Raw genomic sequence first — 15,021 nt, 5'->3', positions numbered from 1 at the left:
CTCTTTCTCTGTCTCGTCGTTTTGTGCGCCGTCAGTTCGCGGGGGCGGTGACCGTCCAGTCGCCGGCGGGCAGGGACTCGGTGCCGTCCGCTGCCACTGCCGTCACCCAGTAGTAGGACGCGGTGCCGGGCTTGGCGCTTGTGTCGAAGTACTGGTGAATGTCGCTTTCCCAGTCGGCGATCTTTTCGTACGTGGTAGTGGCCGGGTTCCAGCGGTAGATGCGGTAACCAGCCGCGTCCAGCGGGGAACCTTGGGGGAGGCCGCCCCACGTCAGCTCGATCCCCTCGCTGCCCACCTCCTCCCACACGGCGAGGGACAGCGGCGAGCCCTCAGGCGTCGGCACACTCGGTGTCGTGTCGAGTTCGGTGGCGATCACGATGTTGGGGGAACGGGTCCACTCGTAGTGGGAGTTCCACTTGGTGTCGAGGGCGTCGACGAAGAGACACCGCTCCTCGCCGTCCGGGCCGGTGGCGTACGCGTACGAGGTCGTGTTGGGGCTCAGCCACTTCACCTGGTGGACATCCACGCAGAACTGCTGGCCCTCCTCGCGCAGGAGGTCGCCGGCGTAGACGACGTACCGGTAGAGGTCAGCGGCCGGGTTCGCGTCCCAGTGGAGCTTGAAGCCGTACTCGGTCGGGGTCGCCTTCAGGCCGGTGACGGCGGGCGGCGGGGTGAGGTCCTCGCGCGTGCCCTCTCCGACCAGGGAACGGGCGGATTCATTGCCCGCCGAGTCGAGGCTCGTCACGCTGTAGAAGTAGGGGACGCGCTCGGTGGCAGAGGTGTCCAGGTAGCTGAGCTGGTTGGTGCTGCCCACCCGGGTGTACCTCCCACCCCAGCTCGTCGACCGGTAGACGCGGTAGGACGCTGCTCCGGTGACCCCCTTCCAGCCGATCCGCAGGCCCCTGTATTCGGAGGTGACGGTCGGCCTGGCGGGCGCGGCCCAGGGGGTCTTGTCGACGGTCGTGACGGTCAGATCGGCGGTGCCGGCGGACTGGTTGCCGGCCTTGTCGTGGGCGCGGATCTCGTAGGCGTACGTCTGGCCGGTCTTCGGGACTGTCGAGTCCGTGTAGGTGGTGGCGGTGGTCGTCGCGAGGGGGGTGTTGCCGAAGGGCGTGCCGTTGAGGCGGCGGTAGATGCGATACCCGGCGAGGTCCATCTCCTTGTTCTTCGCCCAGGTGAGTTTCGCCTTGCCGGTCGTCTTGTCGTAGGTGACGGTGGGCGCGGTCGGGACGAGGGGCTTGACCCTGTCTACGGTCGCCGAAGTGCGGGGTGCGTAGGCGAAGTTGACGTTCGCGTTGCCGTTCCAGTTGGCGTAGTCGATGCGCAGGGTGTGCTTTCCGGAGGGGACTGTGACGTTGACGGTCTTCTTCACCGTCGACGACACGTTCTTCCAGAGGTCGATCTTCCGCGTGCCGTCGATGTAGACCCGTATGCCGTCCTGCGCTGCCGCTACCAGAGCGAAGGGGCCGCCCGAGCCGAAGTCCCGGGTCACCGTCCAGCGCACGGAGAAGTTGTCCTTCGGGAGGCCCGCTGTGGGGGCGTTTGTGCCCCAGTTCTCGGCGATGGAGGCGTCGCAGTCGGTCTTCTTCGGGGTGCCGGAGAAGGTGGCGTTGGAGAAGAACTGGCGCTTGTAGATAGGGGAGTTGCAGCTCGTCGCGGCGGAGGCCGGTGTGGCGGCGGCTGCGGTGAGGAGGCCGCCCGCGGTGGCGAGTACGACTGCCGTCGCGGCGGACGTGGTCACGTTCGTGCGTCTGGCGAGGTTCATACGGGTGTGTGTCTGCTCTTTCTCTGTCTCGTGGTCCCGTACGCCGTCACGTCGCGGGGGTGTTGACCGCCCAGGCGCCCGCCGGCACGGACTCGGTGCCGTCCGCGGCCAGGGTGGTCACCCAGTAGAAGGACGTCGTGTCGCGCGGGGCGTCGGTGTCGTAGTAGTCGTTGGCGTCGGCGCCGAGGTCGGCGATCTTCTCGTACGCCTTGGTGGCGGGGTTCCAGCGGTGGACGCGGTAGCCGGTCGTCTCCTGGGCGGTGGAACTCCACGTCCAGTTGAGGAGGTTCCCCTCGGTGGCGCCCTCGGAGCCCGTCGTCGTCAGCTCCAGCGGGGAGCCCTCGGGCGTGGCCACGCTCGGCCTCATGTCCAGCTCGCCGGCCATGACGGTCCTGCCCTCGCCCGTCCACTTGAAGGAGGAGTTGCCGAAGTCGTCGACGGCGTCGACGAGGAAGCAGCCCTGCTCGCCGTCCAGGAGGGCGGTGTACTTGTACGAGTCCGAGACAGCCGTGTATGTGAACGAGGTTCTGTCGGCCGGCAGGTACTCCCTGGCCACGCTCAGGAGGCAGTCCTCCACACCGTCCTCGTCGTAGTCGCCCAACGTGCCCCGGTAGAGCCGGTAATACGCGAGGTCCTCGGCCGAGTTCGCGTCCCAGTCCAGCTCGAAGCCGTACTCGGTCGGCGTCACGGTCAGGCCGGTGACGGCGGGCGGCGGAACGTCGTCCCAGAGGCGGCCCGTCACGACCTTGGACCGCGCGGACTCGTTGCCCGCCGCGTCGACGGCCGTGAGCAGGTAGTAGTACCCCTTGTTCTCAGCGGCCGAGGTGTCCCGGTACGCGAGCCCGCTCGTGCTGCCGATCATCGCGTACGCGCCGGGCACGTACTTGACGCCGTCGTACACCTCGGGTGCCCGGTACACCCGGTAGGACACCGCGCCTCCGACCGTGCTCCAGCCGATGCGCATGCCGTCCGACGACGTCGAACCGACAAGCGCCACGTCCTGGGGCACGCCCGGGGCGACACGGTCCACGGTGGTGACCGCCAGATCCGCCGTCCCGGCCGACACGTTGCCCGCCTTGTCGTACGCGCGGATCGAGTAGGCGAACTTCTCCCCGGTCACGGGGAGGGTGCTGTCCGTGTAGGTGGTGGCGGTGGCGGTGGTCGTCGCGAGGGGGGTGCTGCCGAAGGGCGTGCCGTTCAGGCGGCGGTAGATGCGATACCCCGCGAGGTCCATCTCCTTGTTCTTCGCCCAGGTGAGCTTCGCCTTGCCGGTGGCCTTGTCGTACGTGACCGTGGGGGCGGTGGGCGCAAGCGGCTTGACCTTGTCCACGGTCGCCGAAGTCCGGGGCGCGTACGCGAAGTTGACGTTCGCGTTACCCGTCCAGTTGGCGTAGTCGATGCGCAGGGTGTGCCTGCCGGACGGGATGGTGAGGTTGACCGTCTTCCGTACCGTCGTCGTGACGTTCTTCCAGAGGTCGACCTTGCGCTGACCGTCGACGTAGACCCGTATCCCGTCCTGCGCGGCGGCCGTGACGGCGAAGGGGCCGCCCGAGCCGAAGTCGCGGGTCAGGGTCCAGCGGACGCCGAAGTTGTCCTTGGGGAGGCCGGTTGCGGGGGCGTTGGCGCCCCAGTTCTCGGCGATGGAGGCGTCGCAGTCGGTCTTCTTCGGTGTGCCGGAGAACGTGGTGTTCGCGAAGAACTGCCGCGTGTAGACGGGAGCAGTGCACGTCGTCGCGGCGGAGGCGGCCGGGGCCGCGGTGCTGAGCAGGGCGCCGGTGGTGGCGAGCACGAGGGCGGTGGTGGCTGCCTGCGTCGTGCGTCTGGCTGGGTTCAAGGCGATCCTTCGGGTCCTGATCGTCAACGGCGAGGAAGGTGCCGTTGACGATCAGGACCGGCGAAGGTGTGAATTGGTTGTACGGCTGGTGTGAATTTGTTCGAGTGGGGCAGGTGAGGTCAGCCCACCTTGAAGTCGATCTGAGTGGAGGCGCCGCTCCGGCTTCCGTAGTAGTCCACCGATTGCACCTCGAAGACAAAGAGGCCGGACCTGGGCGGCGTCCACGTGACCGTCGACTTCGTGGTTCTCGTATAGCTGGTGTCACTGGAGAACTTGTACGAGTAGCCACCGATCAGCCGCTCCGGGTCAGGAGTCAGCGTCACAGTGACCGGAGTGCCCGAACTGCCGTGCGCGGCGCAGTCGTTCGCGGTGCACTCCGTGTACGGAGCGGACAGCCTGATGGTCGGCGGCTTGGGGCCGGTGGACGTCGCCGGAGTCGCCCGGTTCACCGTGAACACTCCCGTGGGCGCGGACTCGTTGCCGTACTGGTCGAGGACGACCACGTAGTAGGAGGCGGGGCCGACCGGGGCCTCGGTGTCGTTGTAGCGGACCGCTGTCACCTCGTCCTCGCTGATCCGCGTCCACGCGTCGTTCCCACCCGTGCGGCGGTAGACGCGGTAGCCGAACCGGGCGTCCGTCGAGTAGTCCCAGGTGAGTGCGGTGTCGCTGTCGCGGAGGGTGCCCGTCAGGCCCGTGGGCGCGGCCGACTCCCCGGGCGCCGGGCGGGTCGCGGTCACCGTCTCGGACACCGGGGAGGCGTTCCCGTACGCGTCGATCGCCTGGACCTTGTACGTGACCGGGACGCCGTCCTCCGCCCGTGTGTCGTTGAAGGAGGTGCCGAGGGCGATGTCCGGGCCGTCGGGGTCGGACTGGCCGACGGGGGCCGCCCACACCTCGTAGCGCTCCACGTCGGCCGACGACGCCTCCCAGCGGACCGCGTTGCCCGCCGTCGTGCCCTGCGCCGTCAGGCCTGTGACCTGGGCCGGTGCCGTGGTGTCGGGCTCGCCGGGGTCGACGGTCGCGGACGGGACGGACTCGTTGCCGTTCTTGTCGACGGCCGTGACCCGGTAGTACGCGCGCTGCTTGATGTTCGCCGTGACGTCGGTGTAGGAGGTCTCGCTGACCGCCTGGGTGATCCGGGTGTACGGGCCCTGCGGCGCGCTCGCCCGGTAGACGCTGTAGGAGAACGCGTCGGCGACCGCCTTCCAGTCGAGCCGCACGGCGGACGCGGCCACGGTCACCTCGACCCCGGTGACCTGGCCCGGCGGCGTCTTGTCGACGGTCGTCACGGTCAGATCGGCGGTGCCGGCGGACTGGTTGCCTGCCTTGTCGTGGGCGCGGATCTCGTAGGCGTACGTCTGGCTGGTCTTCGGGACGGTCGAGTCCGTGTAGGTGGTGGCGGTGGTCGTCGCGAGGGGGGTGCCGGAGAAGGACGTGCCGTTGAGGCGGCGGTAGATGCGGTACCCCGCGAGGTCCATCTCCTTGTTCTTCGCCCAGGTGAGTTTCGCCTTGCCGGTCGTCTTGTCGTAGGTGACGGTGGGCGCGGTCGGGACAAGGGGCTTGACCCTGTCCACCGTCGCCGAAGTCCGGGGCGCGTAGGCGAAGTTGACGTTCGCGTTGCCGTTCCAGTTGGCGTAGTCGACGCGCAGGGTGTGCTTGCCGGAGGGGACCGTGACGTTGACGGTCTTCTTCACCGTCGACGACACGTTCTTCCAGAGGTCGATCTTCCGCGTGCCGTCGATGTAGACCCGTATGCCGTCCTGCGCTGCCGCTACCAGAGCGAAGGGGCCGCCCGAGCCGAAGTCCCGGGTCACCGTCCAGCGCACGGAGAAGTTGTCCTTCGGGAGGCCCGTGGCGGGGGACCCGGCTCCCCAGTTCTCCGCGATCGACGCGTCGCAGTCGGTCCGCTTCGCGGTGCCGGAGAAGGTGGTGTTGGAGAAGAACTGCCTCGTGTACGTGGGGGAGGTGCACGTCGTCGCCGCCGCGGCGGGCGTGGAGGTGACCGCCGTGAGCAGTCCGCCGGCGGTGGCGAGTGCGACAGCGGTCGCGGCGGTGGCCCTCGCGGTGACCGTGGCCCTCGCCGGCACCCTGGCTGTCGTACTTCTGGCTGAGATCATTCGGTCCTTCGCTCCGGTCGCGTCGCGTCCGTTCCAGAACGGCGGAAGTGAGCCGTCGATGATCAGGACCGGTGAGGGATGCACATGGTTGTACGGATCTTGCCGTCCTCTCCACGCACCCGAGTTCCCCACCCGATGGAGGACGCACGGAGAGAGTTCGCGCGGTCTTCCATCACTTCTTCACCCGCACGGCGCGCTGTGATCTTGCCCTCTCGTTCCGTAGTTCCGCTTGACGCCCGGGGGCTCGCCGACGTTGTCTTTCGGACACATGGGTCGCACTGATGCGTCCACGTCCCATAAGCACCTGAAGTGAGCACCCGAATGTTTCGTCTGACTCGTCCGGCTCGTCCGACTCACTTGAGTCGTGTGACTCGTGTGGCTCGTTTGCGTCGTACAGCGATGGCCGTGGCCGCCTCCACGGTCACGGTCTCCCTCGCCGCCGGTTGCGGCGTGCTCGACGCCGACAGCGGGAACACGGCCGAGGCGACCCCGGCGAAGGGCAACGACATCACGGTCGGGCTGCTGCTCCCCGAGACGGCCAACACTCGGTACGACAGGTTCGACTACCCGATCATCAAGAACAAGGTCGAGTCGCTCACCAACGGCGAGGGCAGGGTCGAGTACGCCAACGCCGGGGCGGACGCCGCCAAGCAGGCCCGGCAGCTCCAGCAGATGATCGACAACAAGGTCGACGTCCTGCTCCTCGACGCCGTGGACGCGCATGCCATCGCGCCCGAGGTCAGGAAGGCCAAGGACGCCGGGATCCCGGTGATCGCGTACGACAGGCTGGCCGAGGGCCCCATCGACGCGTACATCTCCTTCGACAACGAGCTCGTCGGCGAGGTGCAGGGACGTTCCATCCTGGAGGCGCTCGGCGGCAGCATCAACCCCGCCCAGAAGATCGTCATGATGAACGGGTCGGTGACCGACCCGAACGCCGCCCAGTTCAAGGAGGGCGCCCTCTCCGAGCTCAAGGGCAAGGTGACGATCGCGCAGTCCTTCGACACCAAGGACTGGAAGCCGGAGAACGCCCAGGCGAACATGACGAAGGCGATCGAGGCCATCGGCAAGGACAACATCGCCGCCGTCTACTCCGCCAACGACGGCATGGCGGGCGGCATCATCAACGCGCTGGAGGCCGCGGGCGTCAGCAAGCTGCCGCCGATCACCGGGCAGGACGCCGAGCTGGCCGCCGTGCAGCGGATCATCTCCGGCGAGCAGTACATGAGCGTCTACAAGTCGTACCCGCAGGAGGCCCAGACGGCGGCCGAGATGGCCGTCGCCCACATCCAGGGCCGCGACATCCAGTTCGACGCCCTCACCCGGGACAAGGTCGACAGCCCCACCGAGAAGGACGTCCCGTCCCAGCTGGTGAGTGTCGTCGCCCTGACGAAGTCCAACATCAAGAGCACGGTCATCGAGGACGGCATCTACAAGGTGTCCGACATCTGCACCCAGAAGTACGAGGACGAGTGCGCGGCCCTGGGCCTGAAGTAGGCACACGCTGTCGCCCGTCCCGCACGTTCACGTGTCCCCGGGAGCTCACTCCCGGGGACACGCACACCTCGTACGGGACGGTTCACGCCACCCGCGTGAACTCCACCGTCACCTCCGGCGGGCCCCCGGCCACGCCCCGGTACACGCCCTTGTGCGGGGTCACGTCGTCGTAGTCGCGCCCCCGGCCGACCACCACGTGGGACTCGTCGGCGCGGGTGCGGTTCGTGGGGTCGTAGCCGCACCAGTCGCCCGCCCAGTACTCGATCCAGGCGTGGGACTGCCCGGCCACCGGGCGGTGCAGTTCCGCCTCCCGCTCGGGGTGGAGGTAGCCGGAGACATAGCGGGTGGGCAGGCCGAGGCCGCGCAGCAGCGCGATGGTCACATGGGCGATGTCCTGGCACACGCCGGCACCCTGCTCCCACGCCTCCGCCGCCGACGTGTTCACGCCCGTCGTCCCCGGCAGGTAGGACACGCGGTCCGCGACCAGCGCGGACACCGCCGTCGCCGTGGCGTGCGGGTCGAGGCCCGCGGCCACCTCCCTCGCCCGTGCCACCAGTTCGGGCGGCACGGTCGTACGCGTGGTCGCCGTCGCGTACTCCAACAGGCGTGAGTTCGCGGTCCGTTCGGCCACCTCCGCCCAGCTCGGCGCGGGGTCCAGGGGGCCCGGCGGGGACGTCTCGACCAGGCTCTGGGCGGTGATGGTGAGGTCGGCGTGCGGGTCCATCAGGTCGAAACCGGTGACCTGCGTGCCCCAGTAGTCCCAGTACGACCAGGTCGGCGTCGTCGGGTTCACGGTGACCCGGGCGTCCAGCGTGGTCTGGCCGGGGAGCGTCAGCGGGGTCATCCGGACCTCGTTGTGCGAGGAGACCGCCGCCTGCGCGTACGCGACGCGCGTGACGTGCCGGATACGGAGCCGGCGGATCATGGCCGTGTTCGTCGCCGAGTTCGTCGCCGAGTTCGGCGCGGAATGTGTGGGCCGATCGGTCGTCATACCGCTCGCGCTCCTTCCTGGGCCCACTCCACGGGCCCCTGGTACGGGAAGAACCTCTCCGCGACCGCCTCCGCCGAGGCCATGCAGGCGACCTGCAAGTCCCGCAGCAGCGAAGGGAGTTGCTCTTCCAGGGCCTGTGAGTCCAGGTACTCGAGTCTGGTGCGCAGGCGTCCGATCGGTCGGCGGGCCGGGTCCTGGCGCGGGCGTCCGAGAGCTGCGAGGCACTCCTCCGCCGTCGTCAGGGCGTGCAGCGCCGAGCGCGGGAAGTCCCGGTCCAGGAGCAGGAATTCGGCCACTCTCGGGGTGTCCCCGAAGCCGCTGTACACCCGCGCGTACGCCTCGTCCGCACCGCTCGCACTCAGCAGCGTGGGCCAGTCGGGGGCGTGGGCGGCGTCCAACACCCGTACCGACAGCAGCCGTACGGTCATGTCCACCCGCTCCAGGCTGCGCCCGAGGACGACGAACCGCCAGCTGTCGTCCCGGCTCATCGTGGAGTCGGCGAGGCCGAAGAAGAGGGCCGACCGGCGCCGTACGAGCTCCAAGTAGGCGTACGGGCCCGTGCGTCGGGCGGCGAGGCGCTGGTCGGCGAGGGCGTGCCAGGTGGAGTTGAGGCACTCCCACATCTCCGAGGAGACGGCTTCCCGGGCGCTTCTCGCGTTGAGCCGGGCCGCACCCAGCGCGCCCTCGATCGAGCACGTCGATCGGGCGTCGAAGGCGAGCTGGTCCAACACCTGCTGCATGTCGACGGGTTGGGCGCCCGCGTCGACGCCGAGGATCGCGTACAGGGAGCGGCAGGCCACGTCCTCGTCGCGCCAGGGGTCCTCGAGGAGGCGGTGCAGATAGGCGTCCAGGATGCGGCCGGTGGCGTCGGCCCGCTCCACGTAACGGCCCGTCCACGTCAGGGCCTCGGCTATCCGGGAGAGGATCACGTCGTTCACTGTTGTTGCGCCCCTTCCTGTACGAGGGTGAGGTTGCCGTCGGGTCCGTGCTGGCGCGGGGCGACCTCGGGAAGCGTGGCGGCCGGCTCGGGGTGCGGGGTCTCGGTGGGGCCCTCGGCGAGCACCCAGGTGTCCTTGGAGCCGCCGCCCTGGCTGGAGTTGACGATCAGGTTGCCCTCCTGGAGGGCGACACGGGTCAGCCCGCCCGGCAGCACCCACACATCGTTGCCGTCGTTCACGGCGAACGGACGCAGGTCGATGTGGCGCGGCGCCATCCGCTCACCGGCGAGTGTGGGGGAGGTGGACAGCGCCACCGGCCGCTGCGCGATCCAGCCCCGGGGATCGGCGGCAACGGCCTCCCGGGTCCGCTCAAGCGTCTCCCTGTCCGCCTTCGGCCCGATGACGATGCCCTGCCCGCCGGCGCCGTCGACGGGCTTGATGACGAGCTGGTCGATCTGGTCGAGCACGGCGTCCAACTGCCCCGGTTCATCCGGACGGAACGACTCGACATTCGGAAGAATCGGTTCTTCGGAGAGGTAGTACCTGATCAGATCGGGTACGTAGGTGTAGAGCAGCTTGTCGTCGGCGATGCCGTTGCCGACGGCGTTGGCGAGGGTGACGGTGCCCGCCTGGGCGGCACTCAGGATGCCCGGGCAGCCGATCACCGAGTCGGGCCGGAAGTGGAGCGGATCGAGGAAGTCGTCGTCGAGCCGCCGGTATACGACATGGACGGGCACCTCACCGCGCGTGGTCCGCATCCACACCCGGTTCTTACGGCACACCAGATCGTGCCCCTCGACCAGCTGCACGCCCATCAGCCGGGCCAGCAGGGCGTGTTCGAAGTAGGCGGCGTTGCTCGGCCCGGGGGTCAGGACCACGACCCGCGGATCGGCGGCGGCCCCGTCCGGCGCGGCGGCGCGCAGGGCGGCCAGCAGGCGCTGCGCGTAGCCGTCGACGGGGACGACGTGCTGCTCGGCGAAGAGGGAGGGGAAGATGCGGGTCATCGCCCGCCGGTTCTCGATGACGTACGACACCCCGGACGGCACCCGGACGTTGTCCTCGAGCACCCGGAAGTCCCCGGCCTCGTCCCGTACGAGATCGATTCCGGCGACGTGAATACGCACACCGCCGGGCGGCTCGATGCCCTGGGCGGCCCGATGGAAATGAGCCGAACTGAGCAGCAGCCGCCAGGGCACGACACCGTCCTCGAAGGCCCGGCAGTGCCCGTAGGCGTCCGCGAGATAGGCCTCGAGGGCCCGCACCCGCTGGGCGACCCCGCGCTGGATGAGATCCCACTCCAGCGCGTCGAGGATTCTCGGTACGAGGTCCAGTGGCCAGGGTCTTTCCTCGCCCGCGAAGGCGTAGGTCACCCCTCGGTCGGTGAACGCCCGGGCCATCTGGTCGGCCCGGAAGCGCAGTTCGGTCGGCTCGATGGGCTGAAGCGCCGCCAGTACCGGCTCATAGGCGGCCCTGACCTCACCCGGCCGCACAAACATCTCGTCCCACGCGTCGGCCAACGCGTATGCGTCAAATATGTCCGCCATGACCTGACGGTAGGGGCGGGAGGTAACGGGACGATCTCCGAGTGGTTTCCGGGAGCTTGCGCGAAAGGCGTGGTACGCGTTTTCCCGACGGACGGGGGCGGTGTCCGGTTTATCCAGGGGGATTGGGTTCCGCACAGCGGTGACCTGCTGTCAGGCGCCGTCTTCACCGGTGGGAACTGGCTGTCGTGCACGGTTCCGCCAGCGATCCGCCCGAGGTGCTTCGCGCACCTGAAGAACGGCAGGGTCCTGGGCAAGGCCCGTACGGATCCGAGGTGACGACCGCGCCGGTGCGGGCCCTGCTGGTGCACACTGCTCAGTGGAGTGTGGGCATCGTCCGGCAGGTGTGGGCGCGCATACGGACGTTGCAGTCGGACACCCGCGAGTAGTCGCTCACGCTCCGGGCCTGTGTCCGCTGCCTGCCGAGGCTCGCGCACACCACACAGCCCGGTGTCGGCTCGGGCGGTACGGCGGGCATCTGCAGTAGGTACGACGTCGCCGTGGTCATGCGGACTCCTTGTGGCAGGTGCAGGTGCAGCGGGCGATAAGGAGGATGCCGGTGGAGTGCGGGAGGGAAACGTCCCGTGTCTGGCGGCACATCGCGTGAACGTTCTGGTAGCCGGGCTCCCGGCCGACCGTGCACTCCGTGGACAGGTTGGCGGGGGCGGTCATGGCTGGTCCGCGATGGGGGTGAGGTCGTAGGCCTGTCGGCATGAGTGGCAGGCGAAGAGCCGGGCGCCGGACGTGTCGCGTACCGGGCGGGCGGTGTTGCTGTACGCCTCGTGCCAGGCGCACCAGGCGATGCCCGTGCGGGGGATGGCAGGGCGTTGTTCCGGCTGCACAGGCTCGGGCATGTCGGCTCCAACCAGTCGTCCATGCCCCGGACCGTTCGCGTGGTCGCGGGGGCACTGTCCGTCTTATGGAATCGGCGCGCTGTGCAGCGTGACAGGGATGTGGCGTCCCAGTTTTACGACGTTATGCGCCAAGCCCCAGGAACTCTGCCAACGGCCGGAGCCCCGGCGGGTGATGAGGAAGTGCCCACAGGTCGCGCACGATGGCCACGGCCAGCGTGTGGTGCCGCATCCACGTCGGCGCCACACGGCGCAGCGACTCCAATGCCTTCACGGCCCCCGCCGCGTCCCCGAGGTCCGTATGGGCTCGGGCTACGTCCAGCAGCAGCCACGTCCGCCAGGACGGGGGCACGTCCTTGCCCAGCCGCATTCCCTTCGCCAGGGTCAGGGCATCCTCGGGGTGGCCGTACTGGACGGCCAGCCGGACGCGCTCGATGCGTACCGATGACGGGCTGAACACGCTGACCATGCGGCTGTCGCTGCCCTGCGGCAGCTTGGCCACCTGGGCCGCTTCGTTTTCCGCGTTCGCCATCAAGGCAGAGGCCCGGTCGTAGTCATTGCTACGTGCGGCAGACGTCGCGGCGGACATCGTCAGCGCGCCCCAGACTTTCAGGCCGTCAGCAGTAGCCGTGTGCCCGCTGTCCCTGATGTCGTCTGCGACGCGCAGGGCGATACCCAGGGCGTCACCGAGGCGCCCCTGCCGCTGGTACGTCCACGCGACGGAGTTGACGATCATGGGACGTAGCAGGGGGTCGGAGGATCGCTCGGCAGCGTCTATGGCGCGCTCCAGGCTGACGAGCGCGAGATCCGTCTTCCCCATCCGCACGGCGACGTGACCGGCGAGCTGGAGAGCTTTGCCCAGCGCTGCGAAACCGGCGCCCCGGTCGTCGCCGTTGGTCGAGACCGCGGCCGCGCGCGCACCCGAGATCATGTCAGGCAGCGATTTCATCACCGTGTCGAACTCGGCCGCGTGGTACTGCGTCCAGCCGTCCGCGATCTGCTCACGTAGGTCGGCCAGTGAAAAGTCCGGTCCTGGCGGCTCCAGCTCCGGCCCCCAGAGCGCCGGCATGATGGCACGCCGCACCGCCACGAAGCGCGGCCCGTCGTTGTCTGCCGTCGAGGAGACGGCAGGAGGGTCCCCCAGGAGTGTCGTCAGCTCTACGCCGAGACCGTTCGCCAGCGCGTGCAGCGTGGGTAGGCGCGCCGAATGCTTCCGGCGCTGTTCGAGCTGACGGATCACGTCGACGGATACGCCAGATCGCTCGGCCAGTTCCTCTTGCGTCAGAGACGCCAGGCGGCGCAGGCGGCGGAGAGCCCGCCCCAGGTCTTCGTTTGCCACGCCGCCACGGTACGCGCGACCCCACCCGGCCGCACTGACATCTCGTCCCATGCGTCGGCCAGCGCGTATGCGTCAAATATGTCCGCCATGACCTGACGGCAGGGGCGGGACGCAATGGGACGATCTCCGAGTGGTTTCGGGGAGCTTGCGCGACAGGCGAGGTACGTGCATTCTCCGACAGACCGGGGCGGTATCCGGTTTGTTATGGGGTGGCGAGCGCGGCGGGGCGGTGAGGGGCCGTCAGTCGATGTTCATGCCGTCGGACGATGTTTGCCCCGTCGTCCGCTCGTCCCGTCGTGCCGTTATGCCGCGGGGTACTGGCTGTCGTGGACGGTTCCGTCGATGGCGTCGACCCATGCTGTGGTCTGCGTGTCGGCGCCGGATCCGACTGCGGAGCCGACTCCGGCGTTGGAGTCGGCCTCTTCTCCGCTGCCTGTGCCGGTGCTGATGAGCCATTCGGGCCGCCAGCCGTTGCCCCGGTCGATGGCCTTGAGGGTGGTGGCGTGAGCTTCGAGGCCCGACGGTCCGCGTCCGCTCCGGGCGCTCTGTGCGTTCTCCTGCCGGACGACTACCTGCTCGGCCTGCTCGGCGCTGAGCCGGGGCGCGGGCAGGTCGTCGAGGTGGGTGGGCCCCTCGGTGACGTCGATCTGGGAGACGCGCCCGGCGCGGTTGATCTGGACATCGAGCGTGCGGGGCATGAGGATGCCGTCTTCGCCTTCTCTGTCGAAGAAGCGCCAACTGGTCAGCCAGCCGAAGGTGGCCTTTTCCCCGACGGGGTACGTTTTGCGACTGGTGGCGTGCGCTGCCCAGGGATAGTGGTCGCGCATGTACCGGTCGGCGATGCGGGCCGCGTCGTCCTTGCCGCGAGGCGTGGTGGCACCGGAGACAGGGAAGCTGCCTGGTCCTGGGACATCCCTTTGCTCCAGAAGGATGTTGAGGTGACGGCGGGTGGGCCAGGCCAGGGTTGCGATGCCTTCGTCCGCGACGTGGAAGAGGAGGTTGGTGCAGCGGACGCCCACGCAGGGTTGCACGTAGACGTGGCTGATCCGGTAGCGGTCGCCGAAGGCCTGGCGAGCGGCCTCGTGTGCGGCCTGTCGCTGGGTACTGTCGGCATTGCTGAGGCCTGTGCCGTCGTAGTTCAGTGGGGTGATGGCAGTCCGGAACACTCCGATCCCCGCCAGCCCGAGGGCCAAGGCGGCGAAAGAGGCCGGTTTTGCCCAGCCCCGCCAGTCGAGTGTGCGGCGGCCGGCGGTGAGGAGGACGCCAGCGGCCAGGGCGCCGAGAACGCCGCCGACGATGTTCATCTCGGCGTCGGAGCTGTCGCAACTACGGCTGATGCCGGGCACGAGTGCCTGTGCGAGTTCGATGACGCACGGCAGGACAGTTACTCCCACGAGCGCGGGGAAAGGCTTGCGCAGAGCGAGCAGGGCGAAAAATCCGACCGGGAGGAACATTCCCAGGTTCCAGATGCCCTGGGTGGTGTGGAAGGGCTCAGCGAACTGGTGGTTGATGACGCATTGGCCGCTCGGTACGTCGCTTCCCCCGAAGGACGTGACACCGAGAACTCCGACCAGAGTGGCGGCGAGGGCGGCCCACCCCGTGTGGTGCGGGGCGCCCAGACGGACGCTCAACCGCCAGGCCAGGGCGCTGGCAGCCAGGGCTACGGCGCACAGGGCGGCGAGGAAACCGTAGTGGTCTTGGAAGATCGCGGTGAACACAGAGGAAGTCTTTCCGAGGCGAGGCAGGGGCGCGCGCCCCGTTGAGTCCGGGCGGGGCGCGGGTCGTGCCGTAGGGGTCAGAAATGGGCGGGTACTGCCGTTGGATCGCGGGCTGCGTGGATCGCACGCCGGTGGCCGCGGCCCAGTGCAACTCCTCGCACGCGGGACCACGACCACGCCGTCTGTCTGAAGATCGAGGACCAGGGCATCCTTATGCCCGCCGCTTCCTCGCCGCCTGCCTGAGGACACACCGCCACGCCCTCGGACCCGATGGCCTCTCCTCTCCTCACCCGTCGCGTAGGGCGGGCCTGTTGTGGGCATGCTTGTGGCCCCGGCTGGATGGGGGACATCCGGCCGAGGCCACTTCAGGACGTTCCCCCGTTCGCGCCTCTCGGCGCCCCCGTTTCGCCCTGGGAAGCGCCTTCAACAA

At 68.9% G+C, this 15,021-nt stretch carries 12 protein-coding genes; 1 reads left to right on the top strand and 11 read right to left on the bottom strand.

Annotation, left to right across the window (positions count from 1 at the left end):
* Window positions 1-31 precede the first annotated feature (31 nt).
* The 3 genes from PV396_RS17745 to PV396_RS17735 form a co-directional block, all read right to left on the bottom strand.
* Window positions 32-1,765 carry a fibronectin type III domain-containing protein gene (locus PV396_RS17745; protein WP_319205738.1) on the bottom strand — a complete coding sequence of 578 codons (1,734 nt, stop codon included), beginning with the start codon at window positions 1,763-1,765 and terminating at the stop codon, window positions 32-34.
* A 46-nt stretch (window positions 1,766-1,811) separates the two neighbouring features.
* Window positions 1,812-3,599: a fibronectin type III domain-containing protein gene (locus tag PV396_RS17740; RefSeq protein ID WP_319205737.1), complete on the bottom strand. Its 1,788-nt coding sequence runs from the start codon at window positions 3,597-3,599 to the stop codon at window positions 1,812-1,814.
* 119 nt (window positions 3,600-3,718) lie between these two features.
* Window positions 3,719-5,716, bottom strand: a complete 1,998-nt coding sequence (locus PV396_RS17735) for a fibronectin type III domain-containing protein (RefSeq protein WP_319205736.1) — start codon at window positions 5,714-5,716, stop codon at window positions 3,719-3,721.
* A 399-nt stretch (window positions 5,717-6,115) separates the two neighbouring features.
* On the opposite strand from PV396_RS17735, the gene PV396_RS17730 reads away from it, so the two are divergent.
* A complete protein-coding gene (locus PV396_RS17730; protein ID WP_319206336.1) occupies window positions 6,116-7,213 on the top strand; it encodes a sugar ABC transporter substrate-binding protein in 1,098 nt (365 codons plus the stop codon).
* Window positions 7,214-7,295: 82 nt separating this feature from the next.
* Here the strand turns inward: PV396_RS17730 and PV396_RS17725 are convergent, their stop codons facing one another.
* The 8 genes from PV396_RS17725 to PV396_RS17690 all read right to left on the bottom strand — a co-directional run bounded on the left by PV396_RS17725 (window position 7,296) and on the right by PV396_RS17690 (window position 14,591).
* Window positions 7,296-8,138 carry a transglutaminase family protein gene (locus tag PV396_RS17725; RefSeq protein ID WP_319206334.1) on the bottom strand — a complete coding sequence of 281 codons (843 nt, stop codon included), beginning with the start codon at window positions 8,136-8,138 and terminating at the stop codon, window positions 7,296-7,298.
* Window positions 8,139-8,200: 62 nt separating this feature from the next.
* Entirely contained in the window at window positions 8,201-9,142 is a 942-nt protein-coding gene (locus tag PV396_RS17720) for an alpha-E domain-containing protein (RefSeq protein WP_319205735.1), read from the bottom strand.
* Window positions 9,139-10,686 carry a circularly permuted type 2 ATP-grasp protein gene (locus PV396_RS17715; protein WP_319205734.1) on the bottom strand — a complete coding sequence of 516 codons (1,548 nt, stop codon included), beginning with the start codon at window positions 10,684-10,686 and terminating at the stop codon, window positions 9,139-9,141. Before PV396_RS17715 ends, PV396_RS17720 begins: the two co-directional genes overlap by 4 nt.
* A 313-nt stretch (window positions 10,687-10,999) precedes the next feature.
* Window positions 11,000-11,191 carry a hypothetical protein gene (locus PV396_RS17710; protein WP_319205733.1) on the bottom strand — a complete coding sequence of 64 codons (192 nt, stop codon included), beginning with the start codon at window positions 11,189-11,191 and terminating at the stop codon, window positions 11,000-11,002.
* Window positions 11,188-11,355: a hypothetical protein gene (locus PV396_RS17705; protein WP_319205732.1), complete on the bottom strand. Its 168-nt coding sequence runs from the start codon at window positions 11,353-11,355 to the stop codon at window positions 11,188-11,190. Before PV396_RS17705 ends, PV396_RS17710 begins: the two co-directional genes overlap by 4 nt.
* Window positions 11,352-11,537, bottom strand: a complete 186-nt coding sequence (locus tag PV396_RS17700) for a hypothetical protein (protein ID WP_319205731.1) — start codon at window positions 11,535-11,537, stop codon at window positions 11,352-11,354. The genes PV396_RS17705 and PV396_RS17700 overlap by 4 nt, the downstream gene beginning before the upstream one ends.
* 121 nt (window positions 11,538-11,658) lie before the next feature.
* Window positions 11,659-12,873, bottom strand: a complete 1,215-nt coding sequence (locus PV396_RS17695) for a helix-turn-helix transcriptional regulator (RefSeq protein ID WP_319205730.1) — start codon at window positions 12,871-12,873, stop codon at window positions 11,659-11,661.
* A gap of 302 nt (window positions 12,874-13,175) precedes the next feature.
* Window positions 13,176-14,591 (bottom strand): VanZ family protein, encoded by a 1,416-nt coding sequence (locus PV396_RS17690; protein ID WP_319205729.1) that lies wholly within the window; start codon window positions 14,589-14,591, stop codon window positions 13,176-13,178.
* Window positions 14,592-15,021: the final 430 nt, after the last annotated feature.

The organism is Streptomyces sp. ME02-8801-2C (genome assembly GCF_033793965.1).
GTDB lineage: Bacteria > Actinomycetota > Actinomycetes > Streptomycetales > Streptomycetaceae > Streptomyces.
Note: the sequence above shows the minus strand (reverse complement) of the source record. Positions and strands in the feature narration are given on the sequence as shown.

Excerpts from the sequence above, each read along its gene's own strand:
- PV396_RS17725 (WP_319206334.1), bottom strand. The coding sequence starts at position 8,138 with ATGATCCGCCGGCTCCGTATCCGGCACGTCACGCGCGTCGCGTACGCG.
- PV396_RS17710 (WP_319205733.1), bottom strand. The coding sequence starts at position 11,191 with ATGACCACGGCGACGTCGTACCTACTGCAGATGCCCGCCGTACCGCCC.
- PV396_RS17700 (WP_319205731.1), bottom strand. The coding sequence starts at position 11,537 with ATGCCCGAGCCTGTGCAGCCGGAACAACGCCCTGCCATCCCCCGCACG.
- PV396_RS17715 (WP_319205734.1), bottom strand. The coding sequence starts at position 10,686 with ATGGCGGACATATTTGACGCATACGCGTTGGCCGACGCGTGGGACGAG.
- PV396_RS17705 (WP_319205732.1), bottom strand. The coding sequence starts at position 11,355 with ATGACCGCCCCCGCCAACCTGTCCACGGAGTGCACGGTCGGCCGGGAG.
- PV396_RS17745 (WP_319205738.1), bottom strand. The coding sequence starts at position 1,765 with ATGAACCTCGCCAGACGCACGAACGTGACCACGTCCGCCGCGACGGCA.
- PV396_RS17730 (WP_319206336.1), top strand. The coding sequence starts at position 6,116 with ATGGCCGTGGCCGCCTCCACGGTCACGGTCTCCCTCGCCGCCGGTTGC.
- PV396_RS17735 (WP_319205736.1), bottom strand. The coding sequence starts at position 5,716 with ATGATCTCAGCCAGAAGTACGACAGCCAGGGTGCCGGCGAGGGCCACG.